Source organism: Sulfitobacter sp. PR48 (assembly GCF_028807335.1).
Classification (GTDB): domain Bacteria; phylum Pseudomonadota; class Alphaproteobacteria; order Rhodobacterales; family Rhodobacteraceae; genus Sulfitobacter.
Genome location: NZ_JARAMM010000015.1, coordinates 65,992 through 92,357, shown reverse-complemented (window position 1 = coordinate 92,357; position 26,366 = coordinate 65,992). Strand labels below are relative to the sequence as shown.

General features: G+C 61.5%; 26 protein-coding genes. 10 read left to right on the top strand and 16 right to left on the bottom strand.

Annotated elements, in window-relative coordinates; all coding sequences use genetic code 11:
• Nucleotides 1-208: 208 nt before the first annotated feature.
• The 12 genes from PVW51_RS18575 to PVW51_RS18520 all read right to left on the bottom strand — a co-directional run bounded on the left by PVW51_RS18575 (nucleotide 209) and on the right by PVW51_RS18520 (nucleotide 11,041).
• Nucleotides 209-964, bottom strand: coding sequence for a helix-turn-helix transcriptional regulator (locus PVW51_RS18575; protein WP_114277135.1), 756 nt, complete (start codon nucleotides 962-964; stop codon nucleotides 209-211).
• Entirely contained in the window at nucleotides 961-1,401 is a 441-nt protein-coding gene (gene aroQ / locus PVW51_RS18570; RefSeq protein ID WP_274576633.1) for a type II 3-dehydroquinate dehydratase, read from the bottom strand. The genes PVW51_RS18575 and aroQ overlap by 4 nt, the downstream gene beginning before the upstream one ends.
• Nucleotides 1,402-1,618: 217 nt before the next feature.
• Nucleotides 1,619-2,308, bottom strand: coding sequence for a phosphate regulon transcriptional regulator PhoB (gene phoB, locus PVW51_RS18565; protein WP_114277133.1), 690 nt, complete (start codon nucleotides 2,306-2,308; stop codon nucleotides 1,619-1,621).
• A 2-nt stretch (nucleotides 2,309-2,310) separates the two neighbouring features.
• A complete protein-coding gene (phoU, locus tag PVW51_RS18560; RefSeq protein WP_274576630.1) occupies nucleotides 2,311-3,018 on the bottom strand; it encodes a phosphate signaling complex protein PhoU in 708 nt (235 codons plus the stop codon).
• Between the two features lie 4 nt (nucleotides 3,019-3,022).
• On the bottom strand, nucleotides 3,023-3,820 hold the full coding sequence (gene pstB / locus PVW51_RS18555; protein WP_114277131.1) for a phosphate ABC transporter ATP-binding protein PstB: 798 nt from the start codon (nucleotides 3,818-3,820) through the stop codon (nucleotides 3,023-3,025).
• 12 nt (nucleotides 3,821-3,832) lie between these two features.
• Complete coding sequence (gene pstA, locus PVW51_RS18550) at nucleotides 3,833-5,167, bottom strand: phosphate ABC transporter permease PstA (RefSeq protein ID WP_269366183.1); 1,335 nt, start codon at nucleotides 5,165-5,167, stop codon at nucleotides 3,833-3,835.
• Entirely contained in the window at nucleotides 5,167-6,639 is a 1,473-nt protein-coding gene (pstC, locus tag PVW51_RS18545; RefSeq protein WP_274576627.1) for a phosphate ABC transporter permease subunit PstC, read from the bottom strand. Before pstC ends, pstA begins: the two co-directional genes overlap by 1 nt.
• Before the next feature lie 91 nt (nucleotides 6,640-6,730).
• A complete protein-coding gene (locus PVW51_RS18540; protein WP_274576625.1) occupies nucleotides 6,731-7,771 on the bottom strand; it encodes a substrate-binding domain-containing protein in 1,041 nt (346 codons plus the stop codon).
• Between the two features lie 147 nt (nucleotides 7,772-7,918).
• Nucleotides 7,919-8,974 (bottom strand): sensor histidine kinase, encoded by a 1,056-nt coding sequence (locus PVW51_RS18535; protein WP_274576623.1) that lies wholly within the window; start codon nucleotides 8,972-8,974, stop codon nucleotides 7,919-7,921.
• Between the two features lie 4 nt (nucleotides 8,975-8,978).
• Entirely contained in the window at nucleotides 8,979-9,500 is a 522-nt protein-coding gene (locus PVW51_RS18530) for a gamma carbonic anhydrase family protein (RefSeq protein WP_274576622.1), read from the bottom strand.
• Nucleotides 9,497-10,147 carry a guanylate kinase gene (gmk, locus tag PVW51_RS18525; RefSeq protein WP_269366190.1) on the bottom strand — a complete coding sequence of 217 codons (651 nt, stop codon included), beginning with the start codon at nucleotides 10,145-10,147 and terminating at the stop codon, nucleotides 9,497-9,499. Before gmk ends, PVW51_RS18530 begins: the two co-directional genes overlap by 4 nt.
• 3 nt (nucleotides 10,148-10,150) lie before the next feature.
• On the bottom strand, nucleotides 10,151-11,041 hold the full coding sequence (locus PVW51_RS18520; RefSeq protein ID WP_274576620.1) for a YicC/YloC family endoribonuclease: 891 nt from the start codon (nucleotides 11,039-11,041) through the stop codon (nucleotides 10,151-10,153).
• A 234-nt stretch (nucleotides 11,042-11,275) separates the two neighbouring features.
• Here PVW51_RS18520 and PVW51_RS18515 point away from each other — a divergent pair, with 234 nt between their 5' ends.
• On the top strand, nucleotides 11,276-11,992 hold the full coding sequence (locus PVW51_RS18515) for a PAS domain-containing protein (RefSeq protein ID WP_274576618.1): 717 nt from the start codon (nucleotides 11,276-11,278) through the stop codon (nucleotides 11,990-11,992).
• A gap of 527 nt (nucleotides 11,993-12,519) precedes the next feature.
• Here the strand turns inward: PVW51_RS18515 and PVW51_RS18510 are convergent.
• On the bottom strand, nucleotides 12,520-13,890 hold the full coding sequence (locus PVW51_RS18510) for a class II 3-deoxy-7-phosphoheptulonate synthase (protein ID WP_269366194.1): 1,371 nt from the start codon (nucleotides 13,888-13,890) through the stop codon (nucleotides 12,520-12,522).
• Nucleotides 13,891-14,093: 203 nt separating this feature from the next.
• Between PVW51_RS18510 and PVW51_RS18505 the strand changes: the two genes are divergently transcribed.
• Nucleotides 14,094-15,098, top strand: a complete 1,005-nt coding sequence (locus PVW51_RS18505) for a GlxA family transcriptional regulator (protein WP_114277121.1) — start codon at nucleotides 14,094-14,096, stop codon at nucleotides 15,096-15,098.
• 127 nt (nucleotides 15,099-15,225) lie between these two features.
• On the opposite strand, the gene PVW51_RS18500 is transcribed toward PVW51_RS18505, so the two are convergent.
• Nucleotides 15,226-15,645: a hypothetical protein gene (locus PVW51_RS18500; RefSeq protein ID WP_274576616.1), complete on the bottom strand. Its 420-nt coding sequence runs from the start codon at nucleotides 15,643-15,645 to the stop codon at nucleotides 15,226-15,228.
• 8 nt (nucleotides 15,646-15,653) lie between these two features.
• Nucleotides 15,654-16,691 (bottom strand): PQQ-dependent sugar dehydrogenase, encoded by a 1,038-nt coding sequence (locus PVW51_RS18495; RefSeq protein WP_274576662.1) that lies wholly within the window; start codon nucleotides 16,689-16,691, stop codon nucleotides 15,654-15,656.
• 244 nt (nucleotides 16,692-16,935) lie between these two features.
• On the opposite strand from PVW51_RS18495, the gene PVW51_RS18490 reads away from it, so the two are divergent.
• The 8 genes from PVW51_RS18490 to PVW51_RS18455 all read left to right on the top strand — a co-directional run bounded on the left by PVW51_RS18490 (nucleotide 16,936) and on the right by PVW51_RS18455 (nucleotide 23,855).
• On the top strand, nucleotides 16,936-18,129 hold the full coding sequence (locus PVW51_RS18490) for an ABC transporter substrate-binding protein (protein WP_269366199.1): 1,194 nt from the start codon (nucleotides 16,936-16,938) through the stop codon (nucleotides 18,127-18,129).
• A gap of 124 nt (nucleotides 18,130-18,253) precedes the next feature.
• Nucleotides 18,254-19,036 (top strand): ABC transporter ATP-binding protein, encoded by a 783-nt coding sequence (locus PVW51_RS18485; protein ID WP_274576614.1) that lies wholly within the window; start codon nucleotides 18,254-18,256, stop codon nucleotides 19,034-19,036.
• Nucleotides 19,033-19,680: a hypothetical protein gene (locus PVW51_RS18480; protein WP_274576613.1), complete on the top strand. Its 648-nt coding sequence runs from the start codon at nucleotides 19,033-19,035 to the stop codon at nucleotides 19,678-19,680. The genes PVW51_RS18485 and PVW51_RS18480 overlap by 4 nt, the downstream gene beginning before the upstream one ends.
• Nucleotides 19,677-20,252, top strand: a complete 576-nt coding sequence (locus PVW51_RS18475) for a hypothetical protein (protein ID WP_274576611.1) — start codon at nucleotides 19,677-19,679, stop codon at nucleotides 20,250-20,252. Before PVW51_RS18480 ends, PVW51_RS18475 begins: the two co-directional genes overlap by 4 nt.
• A 7-nt stretch (nucleotides 20,253-20,259) precedes the next feature.
• Nucleotides 20,260-21,078, top strand: a complete 819-nt coding sequence (locus tag PVW51_RS18470) for an ABC transporter ATP-binding protein (RefSeq protein WP_269366203.1) — start codon at nucleotides 20,260-20,262, stop codon at nucleotides 21,076-21,078.
• A 1-nt stretch (nucleotide 21,079) separates the two neighbouring features.
• Complete coding sequence (locus PVW51_RS18465) at nucleotides 21,080-21,544, top strand: GNAT family N-acetyltransferase (RefSeq protein ID WP_274576610.1); 465 nt, start codon at nucleotides 21,080-21,082, stop codon at nucleotides 21,542-21,544.
• On the top strand, nucleotides 21,544-22,554 hold the full coding sequence (locus PVW51_RS18460; protein ID WP_274576608.1) for a branched-chain amino acid ABC transporter permease: 1,011 nt from the start codon (nucleotides 21,544-21,546) through the stop codon (nucleotides 22,552-22,554). Before PVW51_RS18465 ends, PVW51_RS18460 begins: the two co-directional genes overlap by 1 nt.
• Nucleotides 22,551-23,855, top strand: a complete 1,305-nt coding sequence (locus tag PVW51_RS18455; RefSeq protein ID WP_274576606.1) for a branched-chain amino acid ABC transporter permease — start codon at nucleotides 22,551-22,553, stop codon at nucleotides 23,853-23,855. Before PVW51_RS18460 ends, PVW51_RS18455 begins: the two co-directional genes overlap by 4 nt.
• A gap of 824 nt (nucleotides 23,856-24,679) precedes the next feature.
• Here PVW51_RS18455 and PVW51_RS18450 read toward each other — a convergent pair.
• Nucleotides 24,680-26,251: a helicase HerA-like domain-containing protein gene (locus tag PVW51_RS18450; protein ID WP_274576605.1), complete on the bottom strand. Its 1,572-nt coding sequence runs from the start codon at nucleotides 26,249-26,251 to the stop codon at nucleotides 24,680-24,682.
• Nucleotides 26,252-26,366 lie beyond the last annotated feature (115 nt).

Genomic DNA, 26,366 nt, shown 5'->3' with positions numbered 1-26,366 from the left:
CGGGCGGAAGAATACGCCCGACTGTAACCGGCACCTGCAAAGAGCCTTGTTATAACAAGGGTTTACAGGCCTTGTCCCTGCGGTCAAACCGTTTGCCAGGAACAATGTTACTTTGGGTCAACTCGTGGCTTTGAGCCAGTCAGGGATTCCTTACCTTGTGGTCAAATCAAGGGGAATATTTCACGCGACGCGTCAGATTCGTCAGAATCTATGCGTCCAGAACAAACATTTGGTTCGAAAATGACGCCTTGAGTACGGCCTGGGCCGTCGTATCCACTGCCAGCGCCTCGCGGGCCAGTCTGAGGTGTTTTTCCACAGTGGCCGATGTCAGCCCCATGATCACCGCGATGTCCTGCATCGTCTTGCCATCACCGACCCATTCCAGCGCCTCGCGCTGGCGCGGTGTCAGGGCGCGGCGCTGCGAGTGGTAGGGCAGGGTCAGGATCTTCAGATGGGCGATTTCGTTCATCAGCTTGATGTCATTGCCATGCTGGGCCCAAAGCGCATCAACCTCATCCTGCGAGATGCCCGGTTTCGCGGTCAGGGCGATGGCCCCCTTGGAGCGGGCCGAGATGGATTTGAAGCTGACGGTATAGCCCGCCGTGACGTTCATGCGGCGGTTGAAGTCGATCACGCGTTCCTCTGCCGGGGTCATGGCCCGTTCGCGCGCCATGTCGTGCAGGACGGTCCAGCTGCAGGCACCTTCATGCTTGAGCGCCCAATGCACCATGGGCGCGTGGAAATAGAGGCCACCGCCAAGGAATTCATCGGTATAGGCGCGGCTGTGGTTCGTCAGGATGACGAAGTCTTCCGGATCGCCCAGGGATGTCGAGGTGCGGTAGCGTGTAAAGCCATAGATCAGCCGGTCGAAACCGTAGCTGTCCATCTTGCTGGTGTGCAGATCCCAAAGCTCCTCAAGGCTCGGGCAGCGGGCAACGGCATGAAGATACTCTCGTAAACTCATGATGTTACAAGCCTTTCTGAAAGTGCGTCCAGCGCCATCAGATAGCCCTTGGCACCAAAGCCGCAGATCTGTCCGATGGCCACGGGCGCGATGTAGGAATGATGGCGGAATGTCTCGCGGGCGTGGATGTTACTCAGGTGAACCTCCACAACCGGCAATTCGACAGAGGCGATGGCATCCATCAGCGCGACAGAGGTATGGGTATAGGCACCGGCATTCAGCACGATGCCGCCATGAACGCCCTTGGCGGCATGGATCGCGTCCAGCAGCGCGCCTTCATGGTTGCTTTGCAGGAAGGCGACCTCAAGCCCCAGTGCCGCTGCCGCCTCGGCACAGATCTTCTCGATGTCGGCCAGGGTCGTCGCGCCGTAGACGTCCGGCTGGCGTGTGCCCAGCAGGTTCAGGTTCGGACCATTGAGGATCAGGACAGACGGCATACACAAACCCTTGATGAGATGTGCATTATTAACGATGGAAGCGTCAAAAAGTCCAGCATTCAACAAGCGGAGAGGTCAGGATGGGATCGAACAGATGTCTTCTGACGGTCCTTTAACGGTGTCCACAAATCCTATAATCAGTATTATGTAAATAAATGATTACCCCTGAGGCCGCAAAACATGCCTTTGCGCGCAACTGGCCGCTGAAAACAGCGGCTCAGCCCAGCGCGTAACCTGCGCCGCGTACGGTTCTGATCGGGTCTTGCCCGCCGTGGACCGTCAGCGCCTTGCGCAGTCTTGCGATGTGAACATCCACCGTGCGCGTGTCGACATAGATATCGCGACCCCAGACATGGTCAAGCAGCTGATCGCGGCTGAACACGCGGCCGGGTTTTTCAAGCAAGGTCACCAGCAACCGGTATTCCGTCGGCCCCAGCTTCAGTTCCTTTTCGGCGCGGTTCACGCGGTGGCGTTCCGGATCAAGGCGGATGTCGTCAAAGGTCAGCTCGGCACCGCTGGCTGCCGGCCGTGACCGGCGCAGCTGGTTGCGCACGCGCGCCATCAACTCGCGCAGCGCATAGGGTTTGACGACATAATCATCCGCCCCGGTTTCAAGCCCGCGCACCGCGTCGACTTCTTCGGAGCGTGCCGACAGCATGATGATCGGAATGTCGCGGGTCTCGTCCCGGGTCTTGAGCTGGCGGCAGACTTCGATGCCGCTCATCAGCGGCATCATCCAGTCGAGGATCACCAGGTCCGGACGCGCCTCTGACACCATCAGCAGCGCTTCTTCGCCGTTCTCGGCACGGCGCACGGCAAAGCCTTCGCTTTCCAGATTATAGGCCAGGACCTCGCGCTGCGCCGGTTCGTCTTCGACCAGCAGGACCTGGGGTTGGGTCACGGACATCTTCAACTCCCGGTTGGCATGGATGTGTGGTCGGCCTTGGGCCGGTCTTCATCGGGGTGCTGGCCGGTGACCAGATAGATCACCTGCTCGGCGATGGAGGTGACCAGATCACCCATGCGTTCGACGTTCTTGGCAATGAAATGCAGGTGCATACAGGCCGTGATGTTGCGCGGATCTTCCATCATGAAGGTCAGGAATTCGCGGAACAGCGCATTGTACATCTGATCCACTTCCTGGTCACGCTCGATGATGTCGGCCGCCAGTTCGGCGTCGCGCTGGATATAGGCGTCCAGCGCGTCCTTGAGCATGGCTTCGACCGTGCGCGCCATGCGGCGGATGGCACCCGCGCTGTCGTTGACCGGGGCAATCTGCGACAGCACGCCGGTGCGTTTTGCCATGTTGTTCGCGTAATCGCCAATCCGCTCAAGGTTTGCGCTGATCTTGATCACGCTCAGGATCAGACGCAGGTCAATCGCGGTGGGCGCGCGCAGGGCGATGACCCGGGCGGCGCTTTCGTTGATCATGATTTCAAGGTTGTCGATAACCTTGTCCCCTGCCCTGACCTTTTCGGCCAGTTCCTCGTCCCGGCTTTCAAGGGACAAGGCCCCGTTGCGGATGGCATCTTCAACCAATCCGCCCATCTTCATGATCTGGGCCTGAACCGCCTCCAGATCGCGATCAAAGGCTGACGCAATGTGTTGATCTTGCATGATATTATCCAATCCGGCCTGTGATGTAGCTTTCGGTGCGCGGGTCTTCGGGGGCGGTGAAGATCTTGTCGGTCTCGCCAAATTCCACAAGGTTGCCCAGATGGAAAAAGGCCGTCTTCTGGCTGACGCGGGCGGCCTGCTGCATGGAGTGGGTGACGATCACCACCGAATAGTTCTGGCGCAGCTCGTCGATCAGCTCTTCGACCTGTGCGGTTGCAATCGGGTCCAGCGCCGAACAGGGTTCATCCATCAGCAGCACTTCGGGTTCCGTGGCCACGGCGCGTGCGATGCACAGGCGCTGTTGCTGGCCGCCCGACAGGCCGGTGCCCGGCGCATCGAGCCGGTCCTTGACCTCGTTCCAGATCGCACCGCGGCGCAGGGCGCGTTCCACGATGTCGTCCAGTTCGGCCTTGTTGCGGGCCAGCCCGTGAATACGCGGCCCATAGGCCACATTGTCATAGATCGACTTGGGAAAGGGGTTGGGTTTCTGGAACACCATGCCGACCTTGGCGCGCAGCTGCACCGGATCCACCTTGCGGTCATAGATGTCCTCGCCGTCGATCAGGATGTCGCCGACCACGCGGCAGACATCGATGGTGTCGTTCATCCGGTTGATGCAGCGCAGGAATGTCGATTTGCCGCAGCCCGACGGCCCGATGAAGGCGGTGACGGTCTTGTCCTCGATCTCGACGTTGACGTCCTTGATCGCATGGGTGTCGCCATAATAGACCTGCACGTCCCGGGCCGCGATTTTGATGTTCTTGGTGGCCACTTCATTCTCCGCAATATGATTGTCTTTCATCGGACTGTCTCCTTACCAGCGGCGCTCGAAACGGCGGCGCAGGATGATGGCGATGATGTTCATGGTCAGCAGGAATATCAAAAGAATGATGATCCCGCCCCATGCTTTCTCGTAAAAACTGGCGTCCGCACGGGCGGCCCAGGTGTAGATCTGCGCGGGCATGGCCGAGTTCGGCTCGGTGAAACCGGCCAGCACGCCATCGGGATAGCCCCGCGCGACAAAGCCGACCATGCCGATCAGCAGCAGGGGTGCCGTCTCTCCCAGGGCCTGCGCAAGGCCGATGATGGTGCCCGTCAGGATGCCCGGCATCGCCAGGGGCAGCACGTGGTGAAACACCGCCTGCATCTTTGAGGCCCCTACCCCCAGCGCCGCGTCCCGGATCGAGGGTGGCACGGATTTCAGCGAGGCGCGGGTGGAGATGATGATGGTCGGCAGTGTCATCAGCGTCAGCACCAGACCACCCACCAGCGGAGCCGACTGCGGCAGATGCATGAACTGGATAAAGACCGCCAGACCAAGGATACCAAAGACAATGGAAGGCACCGCCGCGAGGTTCGAGATGTTGACTTCGATCAGATCGGTGAACCGGTTCTGCGGCGCAAATTCCTCAAGATAGATGGAGGCCGCGACACCGATCGGCAGCGACAGCGCCAGCACCACCAGCATCATGAAGAAGGAGCCGATGACCGAGGCGCCGATGCCGGCACCGCCGGGGTTGTCCACGCCCGAATCCGCCCCGGTGATGAAGTTCCAGTTGAACGCACGGGTGATGATATCGGCGCTGACCAGCGCGTCGATCAGGTCCAGGTCGGAGGCCTGCATGAAACGGCTGTCCTGCAGCGCTTCACGGGTGACGCGGCCGGTCAGATAGCCGTCGACCCTTGATGCTGCCGCCAGCTTGAAGTTCACCGGGCTGCCCAGATCCTGTTCGTTTGCGCGGTAATGTTCGCGCAGGGTGCCGCCGGGCTTGCCCAGCAGGCGTTCAATCGCGCCCGCATCGAACGCCACCTCAAGGCCGCGCGCCTCCAGGGTGTCGCGGATCTGTTCGATCAGCAGCCCCTCATAGGCCTTGGTCTTGAACAATTCCCCTTCGGCGGCGGTGAATTGTTCCTGCGTCAGGGTAAAGTCCACATCCACAACCGTCTGGGTAAAGGCCGGCACGCCGGAACGGATGATTGAAACCGCGAGGACCACCAGAAAGAACAGCCCGATCAGGATGGCGGTCATGCCATAGGCCCGGAACCGTTTTTCGGCTGCGTTGCGTTTGCGGGTACGCGCATCCTGCACCAGCAGGGATTTTCCGCGCGGTTTGGGTGCAGCGCCGCTGCTGAGGCTTGCATCAGACATCAGTCATATTGCTCCCGGTACTTGCGCACGATGTAGAGCGCGAAAACATTGAGGGCGAGGGTGATGACAAACAATGTCATCCCCAGCGCAAAGGCCACCAGCGCCTCGGGGCTGGCGAAATCCGCATCCCCGGTAAGCTGGCTGACAATCTTGGCGGTGACGGTGGTCATCGCGTCGAAGGGGTTCAGGGACAACCGTGCGGCGGCCCCTGCCCCCAGCACCACGATCATGGTTTCGCCGATGGCGCGTGAGGCTGCCAGCAGGATCGCACCGACGATGCCGGGCAAGGCGGCGGGCAGGACCACCTGGCGGATGGTTTCCGACTTGGTCGCTCCAAGGCCATATGAGCCATCGCGCATCGCCTGCGGCACGGCATTGATGATGTCGTCGGACAGCGAGCTGACAAAGGGGATCAGCATCACGCCCATGACCAGACCGGCGGTGATCACGGCGGTGCCCGCCTGCATGATGCCCAGCCCGTCGCGGCCAAAGACCGAGACCAGCAGCGGACCAACCGTCAGCAGCGCGAAAAGCCCGTAGACGATGGTTGGAATGCCGGCCAGCACCTCCAGCAGCGGCTTGGCGACGGAGCGCACGGAGTTGCTGGCATATTCCGACAGGTAGACCGCCGCGAACAACCCGATGGGGATCGCCACCGCCAGCGCCACCAGCGAGATATAGAAGGTGCCCCAGAGCAGCGGCAGCACACCCAGGTCGGAACTGCCCCCCCTGCCCGAAAAGCTCGGCGCCCAGTTGGTGCCGAAAAAGAAGTCGCTGGCGGGGTAAAGGCGGAAGAATTCGATGGTGTTGAAAACCAGCGACAGCACGATGCCCAGTGTCGTCAGGATCGCGATGGAGGCGGCACCGATCAGCAGCATCTTTACCGCCGATTCAACCACGTTGCGCGCCCGGAAATCGGCCTGTGCGCCGCGCAGCCCCCAAAGCGCGCCCAACAATGCCAGGACAATGACAACACCGCTCATGAACTGGTTGCCGCGCTGGTTCTGCATCCGGTAGCTTTGCGCGGCGTTCAGAACCGGCTGGGTGATCTGCGATGTCACGATGGCGCCCGCGTCCTGCAGGCGGCTGGTGACCTCATCCGGGTCGGCCTGCGGGTCATTTGCCATATTGGCATCCATGGTGCCCTGGGCCAGCGCTCGGTCCATGCCGTCAGCCGCGCGGCGTACCTCTGACAGGACCAGCCCGCGCGAAGAACTGTCGGCAATGGCGCTGTCCGGGATCAGGGCAGAGACGGAATTGTTGACGATCATCGGCTGCACCAGCAGCCAGACCAGCATCAGAAGAAGGGCGGGAACGGCGGCTTTGATCGCCACATTGCCCCCGTAGTAGGAAGGCAGCGAATGCATGTGACGCCGGTCACCGCCCGCGCTGCGCATCACCCGCGCCGTGCCAATGTAATATCCGGCGATGGCGATGCCTGAAACGATGAGAAAGAGCCAGAGTATCGGCATGTCGTGCCCCGCCTGTGGGTGGAATTTCTTTATCGAAACTGCGCGGGGGCGGCGTCGGGCCGCCCCCGGCTACGAAAGGTCAGCGACAGGCTCAGGAGCCGGAACCCATTGTCGCTTCTTCATTGACGGATTTTTGCGTGTCGGACAGCTGCGGGTCGGACACCAGGCCATAGTTGGCCAGCGGGCCGGAAGGGCCGGCCAGTTCGTCGGAGATGAAGAACTGTGCGTATTCCTTCAGGCCGGGGATCACGCCGATATGTGCCTTCTTGACGTAGAAGAACAGCGGACGGGACACCGGGTAATCACCCGAAGCGATGGTTTCGGTCGAGGGGGCCACGCCGCCCATGGTCGCCACTTTCAGCTTGTCCTGGTTGTTCTCGTAGAACGCCAGACCGAACACGCCGATGCCATTGGTGTTGGCGTCGATACGGGCCAGGGTCTCGGTATAGTCACCGTCGATGTCGACCGAACGGCCGTCCTGACGCACGTCCAGGCAGGCGTCTTCGGCGTCGTCTTCGCTCATGCCGCCATCCAGCATGGCCTGCATTGCACCGGTGTCTTCGCAGCCTTTCAGCAGTACCTTGTCTTCAAAGACTTCGCGTGTGCCGTGCTTGGTGCCGGGGATGAACATTGCGATTTCTGCATCGGGCAGGTCGCTGTTGAACTCGGCCCAGCTGCTGTAATCGTTGTCGACGATGGCGCCGTCTTTCAGCACCTTCGCGCCGATGGCGTTGAAGATGTCGGCAGGCTCGAAGGCTGCGAAGGCCGGGCCGCTGATCTGCGAGGCAAACACGATGCCGTCATAGCCGATGCGCACTTCCATGATGTCGGTGACACCATTCTCGGCGCAGGCCTTGATTTCCTTTTCGCGGATTGCGCGGGAGGCGTTTGCCACGTCGATGGTGTTTTCGCCCACACCTTCGCAGAACCGCTTCAGACCGGCAGAGGAGCCGCCCGATTCGATGACCGGTGTCGGGAAGTCGGTGTTCTCGCCAAAGGCTTCTGCAACGATCGAAGCATAGGGCAGCACGGTGGACGAACCTGCAACCTGGACGTTGTCACGCGCAGCGGCAGCCGAAGCGGAAAGCGCGGCGATGGCCAGTGCGGATGTGGTGAGTTTTGTCAGTGACATGATGTCTCCTGTTTTCATACATTCTACGACCTCCCCCATGGGTGGTCTCCCGGCCCGTTTAGGTGGCGCGCTTATACCTTTTGTGAAGGTTTTGTTACGGTTTTATGACACGGGAAGAATTTGGAGAAAGAAGTGATATATTGGCGTTCAGCCGTCGCTCACCACTACATCTCGGGGCAGGATAACGCAGAATGACGCGCCCTGCCCCTCTTCGGAGGTGATTTTCAGCCGCCCCCGGTGCCGGTTGAGAATATGTTTCACAATTGCCAGTCCCAGCCCGGTGCCGCCCAGGGCACGGCTGCGGTGGTTGTCGGCGCGGTAGAATCGTTCGGTCAGGCGCGGAATGTGATGCGACGGGATGCCGGGCCCATGGTCGCTGACCGTAATGCGCACCGATGGCCCGCGCAACGCCGGGTCACGCAGGCTGGTTTCTGCGGTGATCTCGACCGGTCGGTCGTCGCCCCCGTATTTGATCGCGTTCTCGATCAGGTTGGTAAAGACCTGCAACATCTGGTCCGCGTCGCCCAGAATCGGGATCGCCTCCGCCCCGAAGTCAGGGCGCAGGGTGACCCCCGCTTCGACAGCCAGCGGATTGAGGTTGCGCAGCGCGGTCTGCAGCACTTCGGCCAGGTTGATCTGCCTGGTCGGGCGCACCCGTTCCTCGGCTTCCACCCGGCTCAGGGACAACAGATCGCCCACCAGACGGTTCATGCGCCCCGCTTCGGTCTGCATGATCGCCAGAAACCGGTCCCGCGCGGCCGCATCGTCGCGCGCCGGGCCGCTGAGCGTCTCGATAAACCCCATCAGCGAGGTCAGCGGCGTGCGCAGCTCGTGGCTGACATTGGCCACGAAGTCGCGCCGCATCTGCCCAGCCTGCGCCTGCGGGGTGATGTCCTGAAAGCTGACCATCAGCAGCCCGGCACCCTGGACCGGGTTGAGCGTGACGTCATAGGTCACATCCTTGCCCGCCTCGTCGACCAGGAATTGCGCGTGCCGCCCCTTCCCGTCCTCGATGCAACGCTCCACCGCATCCACCAGCGAGGGCTGGCGCAGCACGGTCACAAAGTGGCGGCCCACGGTATGCGCCCCGACCAGCGCCTTGGCCGCCGGGTTCACCGCCGCGATCCGCTCTGCCCGGTCGATGACCAGGGTCGGCAATGGCAGGGCGGCGATCAGGTCAGGCAGCAGCGGTGCTTCGGTCATCGCATCAGAGCGCTGTGAGGTCTTTGGCAAACCGGGCGGCGTTTTCGGCATAATGCCTTGCGCTGGTGGTCAATTTCGCGATCGCCTCTTCATCCAGCTGCCGCACCACCTTGCCCGGCGCGCCCATGACCAGCGAACCGTCAGGGATCTCCTTGCCTTCGGTGATCAGCGCGCCCGCACCGATCAGGCAGTTGCGCCCGATCCTTGCGCCATTGAGGATCGTGGCCCCCATGCCGATCAGCGTATTGTCCCCGATGGTGCAGCCATGCAGCATGACCTTGTGACCAATGGTGCAATTTTCGCCAATGGTCAGCGGATAGCCCATGTCGGTGTGGAACACGCAGTTTTCCTGCACGTTTGATCCCCGGCCCACATGGATCACCTCGTTGTCACCGCGCAGCGTGGAACCAAACCAGACCGAGCTTTCGTCTTCCAGCACCACATTGCCGATCACATTCGCATCCGGTGCCACCCAGGCATTGCCGTGGACTTTGGGGGTCTTGTCGCCAAGTGCATAGAGCGTCATGTCAGATCCTCGAATTCGGTTTGCAGTTTGCGCACATGATCCAGCAACCGGGGCTGCTGCGCCACCCGCATGCGTTCGGCACGGATGATGGTTTTCAGCTTTTCTTCGGTTTCCGTGAGGTCGTCGTTCACGATCACATAATCATAGCCGTCCCAATGGCTGATCTCATCCCAGCTTTTCCGCATCCGCTTGGCAATGGTTTCTTCGGTGTCCTGCCCCCGGCTGATCAGCCTGCGGCGCAGTTCCAGAATGGAGGGTGGCAGGATGAAAATGGAAAGCGTGTGCGAGCCAAGTGCCGATTTCTGAATTTGCTGGGCGCCTTGCCAGTCGATGTCAAAAAGCACGTCCCGGCCCGCTTCGATGGCTTCCTGAACAGGCCCCCGGGGAGAGCCGTAGTTGTTTCCGAAGACATGGGCGTGTTCCAGCAACTCGCCCTCCTTGACCCACTTTCGAAAGTTCTCCTCCGAGACAAAGAAATAATCCTTGCCCTCGACCTCGCCCTTGCGCGGGACCCGCGTGGTAGCGGAGACAGAGAACTTCAGCGAGGCATCCCAGGCCATCAACCGCCGGGCCAGCGTGGATTTACCTGCCCCGGACGGTGAGCTGAGAATAACAAGAAGTCCGCGCCTTTCTGGCTGCTGGGTCATGGTCTACTCCACATTCTGTACTTGTTCGCGCATCTGGTCGATCACGGCCTTCAGCGACAGGCCGACGCGGGTCAGCTCCGTATGCTGCGCCTTGGCGCAGAGGGTATTGGTTTCGCGGTTGAATTCCTGCATCAGGAAATCCAGCTTGCGCCCCACCGGGCCACCCTCGGCCAGCAGCGCGCGCGCGGCCGCGATATGCGCGCCCAGCCGGTCGATTTCTTCGGTGATGTCGGATTTGACCGCAATCAGCGCCAGTTCCTGGGCCAGACGGCTTTCATCCACCCCATCGGTATTGTCCAGAATGCGGGCCAGGTTCTGCCGCAGGTTCTGCGCCATCTCGTCCTTGCGCCCCTCGGCCAGCTTTGCCGCCGCGGCAGTCAGGTTTTCGACCTCGGTCAGCTGGTTTTCCAGCACCCTGGCCAGGGCGGCGCCCTCGCTGGCGCGCATGGCGGCGAAATCGGCCAGCACCTTGTCCACATCTTTCAGCAATGCCGCACAAAGCTGTGCCGTGTCGTCCTGCGTCGTGGCCTGTTCAAGCACACCGCGCATGGTCACGATATCGGTGGCCTTGGACGGGGCCAGCGATATCCCTGCATCCATCGCCCGCGCTTCGATCCGGTGCAGCGCTTCCAGCACGGTTTCAAGCTGGGCCTCGTTGACTTCCAGCCGGCCTGCGGTCTCTTCCCGGGTGACGCGCAGGTTAAAGGTGACGTTGCCCCGCGCCGCCACCGCAGCCAGTTTCTTGCGCAGTTCGGCCTCCAGCCCCTCGATCCAGTCCGGCACGCGCAGGCGCAGGTCCAGCCCCTTGCCGTTCACTGCGCGAATCTCCCAGCCCCAGGAATAGGGCGCGTCAGCGCCTGCACGCGCGGCAAAACCGGTCATCGAATGGATCATGAAAGGCGGCCCTTGCAGTTTGAGTTCCGCACCGGGATAGGTCGAAACGGCACGGCGGGGCAAGCCCATCCGGCGCGGTGTTAACCAATGCTTAAGAATTTCCCCCGCTGCCCGGCAATTCAGGCTAATTAGAATAGAGTTGAACGCACAGCTCGTGACGCTGTCACGGGAACAGGCTGTGGCTGGCGCTGTACCCCGTTGCGATCCCGGCCGAATAATCGAAGGTGGTGTTGCATGGACAAGTCAGACCATAAATCGCAGAATGTCATTGAAATGTCAGACCATCATCCAGAAACCGGTTATGCCGCCATCGCGCAGGTCGAAGCCTATTGGGAAGCCTTGCGCGGAGCGCGCATCGTACCGAAACGCTCTGAAATCGACCCGCGCGGGATCGAGGGCGCGCTTGAAAACGCGTTTATCGTGGAACGGGTCGCGCCGGGCATCGCGCGGTTGCGTATCGCGGGCAGCCATCTGAATGACCTGATGGGCATGGAAGTGCGTGGCATGCCGCTGACAGCCCTGTTCAACCCCGGCGCGCGGCAATTGATCTCGGAAACCCTTGAAGAGGTTTTTCAGGCACCGGGCACGAGCCGGTTTCGCCTGACATCACCGGGTTCGGAAGGCCGGCCGGAGGGGGAGGCACGGATGCTCCTGCTGCCGTTGAAAAGCGATCTGGGCGATGTCAGCCGCCTGTTGGGGTGTCTGGTGTTCAAGGGCAAGATCGGATTGGCCCCCCGGCGCTTTGACGTGCTGGACAGGGAATTCGCTCTGCTGTTGCCCGGTTCGGAGGCCGGACCCGCGCCTGAGCCGGATCGGCAGAGGCCAACCACGCCGGAGCCGGTTCCGGGCTTTGCGGCACCGGTTGCCACCTATGAGGCACCATCTGCGGCGCAGGTCAGGCCGACGGACAGGCGCCCCCCCTACCTGCGGCTGGTCAAATCCGAAGACTGACGGCCCGGCCCGGCGCAAACCGACAGCCATGATCCGGGGCTTTCAACATAGCCGGTCCGCCAGGATCGACACCTACAACCGGCATAGTCATGGAGAAAACCTTCATCGACAGGCTGACGAATGGTTGCTGCGTGGACATTGCAGCCGTCGATCACTGGCACCCGGGCCCGGAACAAGCCGAAGGCGCCGGGCCATCGCCTGCCCGCCCCTCGGGTAGGCGATTTGGTGAGGCATTCTGTGTCCCCGATGAGATTCATCAAGGTTGAGAAATAAAGTGGCATGAGCCTAGGTCAGCATCGCCCACCCCGGGCAGGCGCTGGCCCGGCTTGCGCTTCGCCTCCGAGGTTCAAGAGGACCCGACCTTCATTGCAGTTCTCACAATCAGGGTCTGATTCCTGCCCTGTTGAAGCAGCAATGTAATCAAAGGCCCGCATTGCCTGTCATCTGACATCCCGGACGAAAAACGCCGCCGACCATTGGCCGGCGGCGTTTACATTGAAAGCATGGCCCGGGGGCCGCTGCCGCGATCAGATGGCGGCGGCTTCGGACTGGGCAACGCGGCGCGCCGTTAGTTCCTCTGCCACCAGGAAGGCCAGTTCCAGCGACTGGCTGGCGTTCAGGCGCGGATCGCAGGCGGTGTGGTAGCGGTCGCTCAGATCCTCGTCGCTGACCGCACGCACGCCGCCGGTGCATTCCGTGACATCCTGTCCGGTCATCTCGAAATGCACGCCACCGGGAACGGTGCCTTCTGCCTCATGCACGTCAAAGAACTCGCGCACCTCGCGCAGCACCGAGTCGAAGGGCCGCGTCTTGTAGCCGGTCGAGGACTTGATGGTGTTGCCGTGCATCGGGTCGCAGGTCCAAAGCACATTTGCCCCTTCCTGTTCCACCGCGCGGATCAGCTTTGGCAGGTGGTCGCCCACCGACCCTGCCCCGAAACGCGCGATCAGGGTCAGGCGCCCTGCCTCGTTTTCGGGGTTCAGCGTGGCCATCAGCTTTTTCAGGTCATCCGTGGTCATGCTTGGCCCGCACTTCAGGCCAATCGGGTTCTGCACGCCCCGTGCAAATTCCACATGGGCGCCATCGGGCTGACGGGTGCGGTCGCCGATCCAGATCATATGGCCCGAACCTGCCAGCCACTTGCCGGTCAGGCTGTCCTGACGGCACAGCGCCTCTTCATATTCCAGCAGCAGGGATTCGTGGCTTGTATAATATTCAACCGTTTGCAGGGTATGAGCGGTATCCGCCGTGACGCCCGCCGCCGACATGAAATCAAGCGTGTCGGAAATGCGGTTCGCGATCTCGCGGTATTTCGCCGCCTTCTCCCCGTCGGTAAAGCCCAGTGTCCAGCCGTGAACCTGGTGGACATCCGCATAACCCCCGGTCGAAAAAGCCCGGATCAGGTTCAGCGTCGCTGCCGCCTGGGTGTAGGCGCGCAGCATCTTCTCGGGGTTGGGGATCCGCGCCTCGGGCGTGAATTCCAGCTCGTTGATGATATCGCCCCGGTAGCTGGGCAATTCCACGCCGCCCACAACCTCGGTGGGGGCCGAGCGCGGCTTGGCGAATTGTCCTGCCATGCGGCCCACCTTCACCACAGGCACCTTGGCGCCATAGGTCAGCACAACGGCCATCTGCAGCATCACCTTGAAGGTGTCGCGAATGGCGTCCGAACTGAATTGCTCGAAGCTCTCGGCGCAATCGCCCCCCTGCAGGAGAAAGGCCTCGCCCCGGCTTGCCGCGCCAAGAAGTTTCTTGAGCCGCCTGGCCTCACCGCCAAAGACCAACAATGGATACCGCGCAAGTTGTGCCTCGACCGCGTTCAATGCGGCCTGATCGGGATAATCGGGCATCTGGACTCGCGGTTTGCTGCGCCAGCTTGATTTGCTCCATTGGGTCATGTCATCTCTCCGGTCCCGCGCGCTGTTTGTCAGCGCTATCAAAGACCTTTTCTATACAAAAGGACGCGCGCGGTGGCCAGAACCCAATTTCGACCTCTTGACCCAGATCGAATCCCGTGACCTAAGATTGCGGCAGATTGTGTCGGTATTGTAACGTGACGGCACAAGAGCCGCGCCCACCAACAAGAAAAAGGACGCCCGCGATGTCTCCACAGCGCCCGGCCACCCGCATACCGCCAGAGACCGGAAAGCCACGGCGTTTCGTATTCGTGCTGCTGGATCAGTTCAGCCTGCTGTGTTTCTCCACGGCTATCGAATGCCTGCGCATTGCAAACCGCATGGGCGAGCGGCAGTTGTATTCATGGATCACCATCGGTGAAGGCGGCGTCAGCGCCTGTTGCTCTGCCGGAACCGTGTTCCAGCTTGATGCCGACCTCGATGAGATGGCGCGGGATGACACCATTCTCGTGTGCAGCGGGATCGACGTGCAGGATGCGACGACCAAGAAGGTGCTGAGCTGGCTGCGCCGCGAGGCCCGCAAGGGGTTGACCGTAGGCGGGCTCTGTACCGGGGCCTTCACTCTGGCAAAGGCCGGGCTGCTGGACGGCAAGCGCGCAACGATTCACTGGGAAAACCAGGACAGCTTTGCCGAGGAGTTCGAAGAGGTCCAGCTGACCAAATCCGTCTTTGTGGTGGACGGCAACCGGCTGACGACAGCGGGCGGCACCTCCTCCATCGACCTGATGCTGAAACTGATTGCCGACGACCAGGGCGAAGACCTGGCCAATGCGGTGGCCGACCAGCTGATCTATTCCTCGATCCGCACCGACCAGGACACCCAGCGGCTCAGCGTGCCGACCCGCATCGGGGTGCGCCATCCCAAGCTCAGCCAGGTCATCCAGATGATGGAGACCAACATCGAAGAGCCGATCAGCCCGTCGGTTCTTGCCCGTGATGTCGGCATGTCCACAAGGCAGCTGGAGCGGCTGTTCCGGCGCTACCTGAACCGCAGTCCGAAACGGTACTACATGGAGTTGCGCCTGCAAAAGGCGCGCAACCTGTTGATGCAGACCGACATGAGCGTGATCAACGTGGCACTGGCCTGCGGCTTTGCCTCGCCGTCGCATTTTTCCAAATGCTACCGGGCGCATTACGACACGACCCCCTATCGCGAACGGGGCAGCCACGCCGCGCGCCTGTCAATCTGACCGCGCGAGGCGGGAGAAAGAGCACGTTTCTTCGCTTCTTTATGCCTGAAGTACATAACCCCGCAGCGCTCCAAATGCGCTGCGGGCAGCGTTCAGCGCGGCGCGCCGACGCCTTGCCCCGCTTTTGTCAGAACCGGTCCATGATCGGTTTGCTGCTGGAATTCAGCAGGAAGGTGATGACCGCCAGATCATCCTCGCGCTGGTGCAGCATGGCGTAGAAGAACGCATAGCTGGTGCCGGTCCAATAGATCCGGCCTTCCTGCCGGATGCCGCCCCCCAGGTCGATTTCCTTGAACACCGAAACCTTGACAAAATCGCGTGGCCAGGCGCCTTCCAGCTGCCTCTGGTTGGCGGCCAGTTGTTCGGGCGTGAACTCGTCCCGCCCGCCCAGCCGCTGGATCAGCGGAATGAAATCGCGGTGCATCACATGGCGGTCGACAAAGGCGGCATAGGCCTCGTAGTCCGCGAACAGGCTGTCGTTCTCCTGCGCATGGGCAGCGGTGGACAGACAGGAAATCAGGCTCAGCAAAATGGCAAACAGACGCATTGTCGCTCTCACTTTTCAGGGGTCATCCGGTAAACCGTACCCTTGCCCACCGAAATAAACCAGATTGCACCATCAGGCCCCTCCACGATGTCGCGCACGCGCGCGGTTTCGGGCACCTTGATCTGCGCCACCTCTTGCAGCGGGTCGCCGCTGAGCCGGGAAATATAGTCGAACTTGAGCGACCCGACAAAGATGTCGCCGCGCAGATCCGCGTCCAGCGCGCCGGAATAGACCATCAGACCGGAAGGCGCGATGGAGGGGTCCCAGTAATAGGCAGGTTGTTCCATACCCGCCTTGGCCGTGCCTTCGCCGATTTTTGCCCCTGAATAATGCCGCCCGTAGGAGATGACCGGCCAGCCATAGTTCGCCCCCTTGCGCAGGTGGTTCACCTCATCACCGCCCTTGGCACCATGTTCGGAGACCCAGAGATCGCCATCAAGGCCGAGGCCGGCCCCCTGCGGATTGCGGTGACCATAGGACCAGATCTCGGGCAAGGCCCCCGCCTGCCCGACAAAGGGGTTGTCATCCGGCACCGACCCGTCGCGGTTGATGCGTATGATTGAGCCGTTGTGACGGCTCAGATCCTGTGCCGCCGGCCGGTCGCCCCGCTCGCCGATGGTCATGAAAAGCCTGCCGTCCGCCGCCTCGACGACGCGGCTGCCGAAATGGCGGCCGCCGCTGCTGCCGGGTTTCATGGCAAAAAGCTCGGTCAGGTCTTCCAGCCTTTGCCCGTCATCCGAAAGCCGGGCGGAGGCCAAAGCTGTGCCGCTGCCGCTGCCCTGTTTCCTGGCGTAGGTCAGAAAGAGCGTGCGCGACTGGTCGAAGTCCCGCGCAAGGGTGATGTCCAGCAACCCGCCCTGCCCGCCGGTTTCCACTGCCGGCACGCCTGCAACCTCGTGACGGGCGCCGTCGCGCTGCAACAGCAGGCGACCGTCCTTTTCGGTGATCAGCACCGCGCCATCCGGCATGGGCGCCACCGCCCAGGGGGTGTCCAGATCAGTGACCACAGGTTGAATTGACCAATTTTCCTGTGCGGCAACCGACATAGGCAAGAGCGCCCCGAAAATCGCCGGATGCAGGAAATTGGTAAAGTTTTTCGGAATCGGCACGGCAAATCCCCTGTTCAGACCGTCATTTTCGGAAAATGTATCTTTCGCGGCGAAATATTCCACCTCGGCCCGGTCAATTCCGCTTGTTTGGCGCTATTCTACTGAGGAAAAACTCCTTTTCTTTTCGCAAGCCTTTGCCTACGTTTCTTGCGAACATCATGTTCCAATAGGGAGAAACCTCATGAAAAAGATGCTCTTGGCCTCAACGGCTGCGGCACTCGTGGCAACAACGGCCTTTGCCGACTCGCATGCGAAGGAAGTGAAACTCGGCATTGAATTCGGCTTTACCGGCCCGATTGAATCGCTGACCGGTCCGATGGCCGCTGGTGCCGAACTGGCGATGAAGGAAGTGACCGACAGCGGCATGCTGCTGGATGGTGCGACCGTGACAAGCGCGCGTGCGGACTCGGGCTGTATCGACAACGGCCTGGCCGTCTCCGGCGGCGAACGTCTGATTGCCGAAGGGATCAACGGGCTGATCGGGGCGGACTGCTCCGGTGTGACCGGCGCTGTGCTGCAGAACGTCGCGATCCCCAACGGCATGGTCATGATCTCGCCCTCCGCGACATCGCCGGGCCTGACCACCATGGAAGACAACGGGTTGTTCTTCCGCACCTCGCCCTCCGATGCGCGTGAAGGTGAAGTGATGGCGGAAATCCTGCAGGAGCGTGGCGTCAAATCCATCGCCCTGACCTATACCAACAACGACTATGGCAAGGGTCTGGCCGACGCGATCGAATCCTCCTTCAAGGCGATCGGCGGCGAAGTGACCATCGTGGCGGCCCATGAAGACGGCAAAGCGGATTATTCCGCCGAAGTCGGCGCGCTGGCCTCTGCCGGTGGTGACCTGCTGGTGGTTGCGGGTTACCTCGATCAGGGTGGTGCGGGCATCATCAAATCCGCACTGGACGCGGGCGCATGGGACACATTCGGTCTGCCCGGCGGCATGATCGGTGAGAACCTGCCCAAGACCATCGGTCCGGATCTGGACGGCTCTTATGGCCAGATCGCCGGTTCGCAGGGCAACGGGATCGAGACATTCACCAAAATGGCGGAAGAAGCCGGTTTTGATGGCACCTCGCCCTATACTCCTGAATCCTATGATGCGGCGGCGCTGTTCCTGCTGGCCATGCAGGCCGCCAATTCGACAGACCCGGCCGCCTACAAGGAAAAAATCCTTGAGGTCGCCAACGCCCCCGGCATCGAAATCTTCCCCGGTGAGCTGGGCAAGGCGCTGGAACTGATCAAGAACGGCGAAGATATCGACTATGTCGGTGCCTCTGCGGTCGAACTGATCGGACCGGGTGAATCTGCCGGGACCTACCGCATGATCGAAGTCAAGAATGGCGTGAACGAAACCATCGGCTACAAGTAAGGCCAGACTGGTTTGACTGGAAACAGGTGCAGCCCGGCGCATATGCCGGGCTGTATCCAAAATATAAGCGCCCGAAACAGGGCCGGATAAGTGCCCGGAACAGGGCCGACATGGGGATGGATTTATGATCGTCGTTGACGACATACATAAACACTTTGGTGGATTTCACGCCGTGGACGGGGCAAGCCTGACCATCGAAGCAGGTTCCATCACCGGGTTGATCGGCCCGAACGGTGCCGGAAAGACCACTCTTTTCAATGTGATCGCAGGCGTTCTTAAACCGACCTCCGGTCGCGTTTACATGGATGGCGAGGACATCACAGGTCTGCCGCCGCATACTTTGTTTCACAAGGGGTTGCTGCGCACCTTCCAGATTGCCCATGAATTTCACTCCATGACCTGCCGCGAGAACCTGATGATGGTGCCCGGTGGCCAAAGCGGTGAAACCCTGTGGAACACCTGGTTCGGCACCAGACGCATCGCCGATGAGGAGCGCGCGCTGAAGGCCAAGGCGGACGAGGTGCTTGAATTCCTGACCATCGAGCATCTGGCCGATCAGAAGGCGGGCCAGATCTCGGGCGGACAGAAAAAGCTGCTGGAACTGGGCCGCACCATGATGGTGGATGCCAAGATCGTGTTCCTGGACGAAGTGGGGGCCGGCGTGAACCGGACCCTGCTCAACACCATCGGCGACGCGATCCTGCGCCTGAACAAGGAACGCAACTATACTTTCGTGGTCATCGAACATGACATGGATTTCATCGGCCGCCTCTGCGATCCGGTGATCTGCATGGCGGAGGGCCATGTGCTGGCCCAGGGTACGCTGGACGAGATCAAGGCCAATGAACATGTGATCGAGGCCTATCTGGGGACAGGATTGAAGAACAAGGACAAGGTGGGGGCGTGAAGTTTTCCTATGCCTTTCCGTTTGTTGTGGCTGCGGCCTTGCTGCAGTGCCCCGCCAGCGCGCAGACGGCTGGCGGTACGGCGGATGTGATCGGAAAAACCATTCTGGGCGGCAAGCGCGTGGAATTGCTGAGCGACCGGACCTGGCGTTTTGCCAGTACAGCCGAGACCGATAGTAAATGCCTTCCCATCAACACCGTCCTTGGCTTTTGTGGCAGTATTCTTGACTGGCGACCCACCAGCACAACCGGAACCGAATTCACCCGCATCTTTCAGCATGACAGCCGCAATTATGCCGGGATCGTTTACGAGAACATCGGACGGGCGGACGGGATGGAACGCGAGGATTATCGCGCCCTGATCATCTCCAGTGCCGCAGATGCGGTCGGCGTGCCGACAAGCGAGGTGCCGGTGATCGACGTGTTTGATCAACCCGTGGATGAGGTGCCGGGCGAAACCATGATCTATGGCCTGCGTGTCCAGGGCCTCAATGTGGTTTATATCAATAGCGCGGTGTTGATGGACCATCACGCGGTCCAGTTCCTGACCTGGTCCATCGGATCCGAGTTGACCGACGATCATCGTGCCCTGCACGACCGTTTCATCGCCGCAAACCGGATCACCGTCGAGGACAGCGACTCGTGATCAGCTTGCGCACCATCGCATGGGCATTGGGCACGGCGCTGGTGGCCCTGCCCCAGGCGGCTGCGGCCTGTGCGCAGCTCAGCCAGGACATCTGGATGTGCGACCGCGGCACCCCATGGGAAGCCGCTGTCTGGGATCAGTACGGCGATGGCGCCACCCTGCTGCTGGATAACTACGTGCTTGATTTCACGCAAGAATGGCCGGGCCACGAGATTACCGACAATCTGGCCACGCTTGAAGAGGTCTATACCACCTATGCCGAATGGGTTGCCGCCGATGCGGAAGTTCCGTCCGAGGTTCTGATCGCTGACAAGCTGACCCTCCCGGATGCCACCGTCCTGCGCCACCTTCAGCGCGATGTCTGGGAGGGAGAGCCCTATCTGCAGGCCGTGATGCTGTCGCAGGTGGGCGCGGCGCGGATCATGCTGTGGCTGCAGGCCCCGAACGAAACATCCGTCGAACAACTCGACGCGGCATCGCGCGACCTCGTGGCGCTGCTGCGGGACAATTGCGCGGATGCGGTGTCCTGCGCCGAAGATTACGCGCCGCCCCAGGCGGCCAGCAAGGAATGAGGCTGATATGAGCGATCCATACGGTGACCGCGGCAACAAGGACGTGTCGATTGCCAACCCCAAGGGGCAAGGCAGCGTGATCCCGAAGCACAAGGGGCAGGCCCATCCCGCCCCCGGTGGCCCCTTCCTGATCGGGGACGGTATGACGGCGGGCTATGGCAATGGCCCTGACATCCTGCATGATTGCACCATTGCGGTGGATCGTGGCGAAATCGCCGTGATCGTCGGCCCCAACGGCGCGGGCAAATCCACCGGCATGAAGGCGGTGTTCGGGATGCTGGACATGCGCAAGGGTCATGTGCGGCTGGATGGCGAGGACATCACCGACCTGTCGCCGCAGGACCGGGTCGCCAAGGGCATGGGTTTTGTCCCGCAGACCTCGAACATCTTCACCTCCATGACGGTGGAGGAAAACCTTGAGATGGGTGCCTTTATCCGCACCGACGATTTCAGCGATACGATGGCGCAGGTCTATGACCTGTTCCCGATCCTCAAGGAAAAGCGCCGTCAGGCGGCGGGCGAACTCTCGGGCGGCCAGCGCCAGCAGGTCGCCGTGGGCCGCGCGCTGATGACCCAGCCCAAGGTGCTGATGCTGGACGAACCCACCGCGGGCGTCAGCCCCATCGTGATGGACGAATTGTTCGACCGGATCATCGAGGTGGCACGCACCGGCATTCCGATCCTGATGGTCGAACAGAACGCCCGCCAGGCGCTTGAGATTGCGGACAAGGGCTATGTTCTGGTGCAGGGGGCGAATGCCTATACCGGCACCGGCAAGGAGCTTCTGGCCGACCCGGAAGTCCGCAAGAGCTTTCTGGGGGGCTGAGGTGTCGAAAGAAATAACAATCACTGTCGCTGATCCGGGTATGCCGCAGGCGCGAGAATTGCTGGAAGCGAGCCATGCCCTGATGGAAAGCCTCTTCCCCAGCGAGGCAAATCATTTCCTGTCGGTGGAGAAACTGGCCGCGCCGCATATCGACTTTTTCCTGGCGAAAGACAGCGAAAGCGCGCTGGGGTGCGTGGCGCTTGCCGATTACCGGGAGTATGGCGAAGTCAAATCCATGTTCGTCGCCGAAAAAGCGCGCGGACGCGGTGTTGCCCAGGCCCTGCTTTCGCATCTGATGGCCGTCGCCCGCGACCGCAAGATACCGACATTGCGGCTGGAGACCGGGCAACCGGGTCTGGAAGCCGCGCACAGGCTGTACGAACGGCACGGGTTCACCGACTGCGCCGCCTTTGGCGCTTACAAGGCTGGCGCGCCCTACAGCCGCTACATGGAGCTTTCACTCTGATGGATTTTCTCAACGCACTGATTGCATTCCTGAATTACGTCTTTGTCCCCGGTGTGGCCTATGGCAGCCAGCTGGCACTTGGCGCGCTGGGGGTCACGCTGGTCTACGGTATCCTGCGGTTTTCCAACTTTGCCCATGGCGACACGATGGCAATGGGGGCGATGTCGGCGGTGCTGCTGACATGGCTGTTCCAGAGCTGGGGCATCTCGCTGGGCCCGCTGCCCACGGCCCTGCTCGCCCTGCCCTTTGCCATTGGCCTGACCATCCTGCTGCTTCTGGGCACCGACCGCGTGGTCTATCGCTTTTACCGCGAGAAAAAGGCAAAGCCGGTGATCCTGGTCATCGTCTCGCTTGGGGTGACCTTTATCTACAACGGCATCACCCGGTTCATCATCGGGGCGGATGATCAGAATTTCCTGGATGGCGAACGGTTCATCATCTCGGCCCGCGAATTCAAGAGTGCCACCGGGCTGGACGAGGGGCTGTCCTTCAAGACCACCCAGGGCATCACCATCGTGACCGCGATCATCGTGGTTGCCCTGCTGTTCTGGTTTCTCAACCGGACCCGCGCGGGCAAGTCGATGCGCGCCTATTCCGACAATGAGGATCTGGCGCTGCTGTCGGGCATCAACCCCGAGCGGGTGGTGATGATCACCTGGATGATTGTCGCCGGGCTCGCGACGATCGCCGGGGTGCTTTACGGTCTGGACAAGACGTTCAAACCCTTCACCTATTTCCAGCTTCTGCTGCCGATCTTTGCCAGCGCCATTGTCGGCGGTCTCGGCAACCCCCTGGGGGCCATCGCCGGCGGTTTCGTGATCGCCTTTTCCGAGGTGACGATCACCTATGCCTGGAAGAAGATCCTGGTCTACCTGATGCCAGAGAGCCTTGAGCCTTCGGGCCTCGTGCAACTGCTCAGCACGGATTACAAATTCGCGGTCAGCTTCGTGATCCTGCTGATCGTGCTTCTGTTCAAACCCACCGGACTTTTCAAGGGGCAGTCGGTATGAATGCGACACTGAAAAACACCGCTCTTTTCGGGATTATCGCGCTGTTGATCCTTTACGTGGGTTTCGAGCAAAGCTGGAACTCGGCCCTGTTGATCATCGCCATGGGGCTGATCTCTTCGATCATGGCGCTGGGGGTGAACCTGCAATGGGGCTTTGCGGGGCTGTTCAATGTCGGGATCATGGGGTTTGTCGCCCTGGGCGGTCTGGCGGCGGTGCTGGTCGGCATGCCCCCGACCGAGGGGGCCTTTGCCGCCGGTGGCTTTGGCGTGATCGGGGCGCTGGTGCTGGGGGCGCTGACGATCTTTGCCACGATCCTGGTGATGCGCCGGTTGGCGGCAGGATGGCGGCGCAGCCTTGTGGTCATCGTCATTCTCGTGGCCGGGTTCTTCCTGTTCCGGGCGTTGCTGGACCCCTCGGTGGAGCGGATCGAGGCGATCAACCCGGCCGAAACCGGCTATCTGGGCGGGCTCGGCCTGCCGGTGCTTCTGGCCTGGCCGGTTGGCGGGCTTTTTGCCGCCGGGGCCGCCTGGATCATCGGCAAGACGGCGCTGGGCCTGCGGTCGGACTATCTGGCCATTGCCACGCTGGGCATCGCGGAAATCATCATTGCCGTGCTCAAGAACGAGGATTGGCTGACCCGCGGGGTCAAGAACGTGATCGGCGTGCCGCGCCCCGTGCCCTACGAGATCGACCTTCAGAACTCGCCCGCATTTGTCGAACGCGCGGCGGGCTTCGGATTCAACGCGGTGGAGGCCTCGACCCTCTGGGTCAAGGTGCTTTACATCGCGCTGTTCGCAATTGTTCTGATCGTGCTGATGTGGATGTCGCAACGCGCCCTGCATTCGCCCTGGGGCCGCATGCTGCGCGCCATCCGCGACAATGAAGTCGCGGCAGAGGCGATGGGCAAGGATGTCACGGCGCGGCATTTGCAGGTGTTCATCCTGGGCTCTGCCATCTGCGGGATCGCGGGTGCGATGATGACCACCATGGACAGCCAGCTGACGCCGGGCACCTACCAGCCGCTGCGGTTTACCTTCCTGATCTGGGTGATGGTGATCGTGGGCGGATCGGGCAACAATTTCGGCGCGGTGCTGGGCGGGTTCCTGATCTGGTTCCTCTGGGTGCAGGTGGAGCCGATGGGCTTCTGGCTGATGAACCTCATCACCTCGGGCATGGATCTGCATTCCCCCCTGCGCGCGCATCTGCTGGAAAGCGCCTCGCACATGCGCCTGCTGACGATGGGTCTGGTGTTGCTGCTGGTGCTGCGGTTCAGTCCACGCGGGTTGATACCGGAGAAATAGGCCCGCGCTGTTCGCGTATCGGAGTTTTTGAAAACTCCGGTCCGGACTTTTTGAAAAGTCCGGGCTGCTGCGCACCGAAAGCACCGCCCACGCCTCTGCCCGGCGCGCCTATTGCCCCTTGAAGAGACCGCCCAGAATACGGCGGCCTGTCGTGGCCTCGGGTTCCATGATCGACATAGGCCCGCGCTGTTCGCGTATCGGAGTTTTTGAAAACTCCGGTCCGGACTTTTTGAAAAGTCCGGGTTGCTGCGCACCGAAAGCACCGTCCACGGCTCTGCCCGGCGGGCCTATCGCCCCTTGAAGAAACCGCCCAGAACAGGGCGGCCTGTTGCGGCCTCGGGTTCCATGATCGACATAGGCCCGCGCTGTTCGCGTATCGGAGTTTTTGAAAACTCCGGTCCGGACTTTTTGAAAAGTCCGGGTTGCTGCGCACCGAAAGCACCGTCCACGGCTCTGCCCGGCGCGCCTATCGCCCCTTGAAGAGACCGCCCAGAACAGGGCGGCCTGTCGTGGCCTCGGGTTCCATGATCGACTTAGGCCCGCGATGTTCGCGTATCGGAGTTTTTGAAAACTCCGGTCCGGACTTTTTGAAAAGTCCGGGCTGCTGCGCACCGAAAGCACCGTCCACGGCTATGCCCGGTGCACCTACCGCCCCTTGAAGAGACCGCCCAGAATACGGCGGCTTGTTGCGGCCTCGGGTTCCATGATCGACATAGACCCGCGCTGTTCGCGTATCGGAGTTTCTGAAAACTCCGGTCCGGACTTTTTGAAAAGTCCGGGTTGCTGCGCACCGAAAGCACCGTCCACGGCTCTGCCCGGCGCGCCTACCGCCCCTTGAAGAGACCGCCCAGGATGCCGCGCACGATGCGGCGGCCTGTCGTGCCCTTGAGTTCCTTGATGAAGACACTGCCGACAGCGCCGCCGATCTCACGCGACCAGCTCTTGTCCTTCCCGCGCGGGGCCGGTCGGCTGGCCCCCTTGCCCGCATAGCGCCGCGCATTGTTGAATTCGCGCAAGGCAGGGGTCTCGGCATCCTGTGCCTGTTCCTCGGCCCCTGCGGCATCCGCTTCGGCCCTCGCGGCGTCGGCAGCGGCCTTGTCGGCGCGGGCACGCAGGATCTCGAAGGCGCTTTCACGGTCCAGCCTGGTGTCGTATTTGCCAGCCATCGGGGATGAGGTCATCAGGGCCGCCCGTTCAGCGGGGTCGATTGGCCCGAGCTGTGACGACGGGGGGCGGATCAGCGTGCGTTCGACGATCCCGGGCACCCCCTTCTTTTGCAGCATGGAGGTCACCGCCTCGCCGACACCAACCTCGCGGATCGCCTCTTCGGTGCTGAAGGCAGGGTTGTCGCGATAGGTCTGGGCGGCGAGGCGCAGGTCTTTCTGGTCTTTCGCGGTAAAGGCGCGCAACGCGTGCTGGACGCGATTGCCAAGCTGGCCCAGGATGTCTTCCGGCACGTCAGCCGGGTTCTGGGTGATGAAATAGACCCCAACCCCCTTGGAGCGGATCAGCCGCGCCACCTGTTCGACCTTGTCCACCAATGCCTTTGGCGCATCGTCGAACAGAAGATGCGCCTCGTCGAAGAAGAAGACCAGCCTGGGCTTGTCGGGGTCGCCGACCTCGGGCAGCTCCTCGAACAGTTCCGAAAGCAACCAAAGCAGGAATGTGGCATAGAGTTTCGGCGCGCCCATCAGTTTGTCGGCAGCCAGGATGTTGATCATCCCGCGCCCGTCCTGATCGGTTCGCATCATGTCTTCCAGTGCCAGTGCCGGTTCACCAAAGAGGTCTGCCGCGCCCTGATTTTCCAGCACCAGCAGGCGGCGCTGGATCGTGCCGACAGAAGCGGTGGAGACATTGCCGTAGCGCAGGCTGAGGTCATGGGCGTTCTCGCCGATCCAGACCAGAAGGGCCTGCAGGTCCTTGAGGTCCAGCAGCGGCAAGCCATCCTCGTCCGCGACCCGGAAGGCGATGTTCAGGATACCCTCCTGGGCCTCGCTCAGGCCAAGCAGCTGCGACAGCAGCAGCGGCCCCATTTCCGAGACCGTGGTACGCACCGGATGGCCCTGCTCGCCGTAAAGATCCCAGAAGGTGACCGGAAAGGCGCTATAGCTGTAGTCGGAGAACCCGATCTTTTCGGCGCGGCTGGTAAAGGCCTCGTGCAGCTTGTGCGCGGCAGAACCTGACAGCGCCAGCCCCGACAGGTCGCCTTTGACGTCCGACAGGAAGACCGGCACACCCTGCGCCGAAAACCCTTCGGCGAGAATTTGCAGTGTCACCGTCTTGCCGGTCCCGGTGGCGCCCGCGATCAGCCCGTGGCGGTTGGCATAGCCGATGTTCAGGAATTGCGGGGTGGCATAATCCGCACCGCCGCCGCCGATAAAGATGTCTTGTGTCACATGGTGCCCCTTGTGGCGCAGCAGCCCTGCTGCCGCCGAAATTTCTCAGCGATGAGCATACAATCTTAACTCCCCTGCGCCATAGTCTTCTTGCCCTGATCATTGTCCTTTTGGT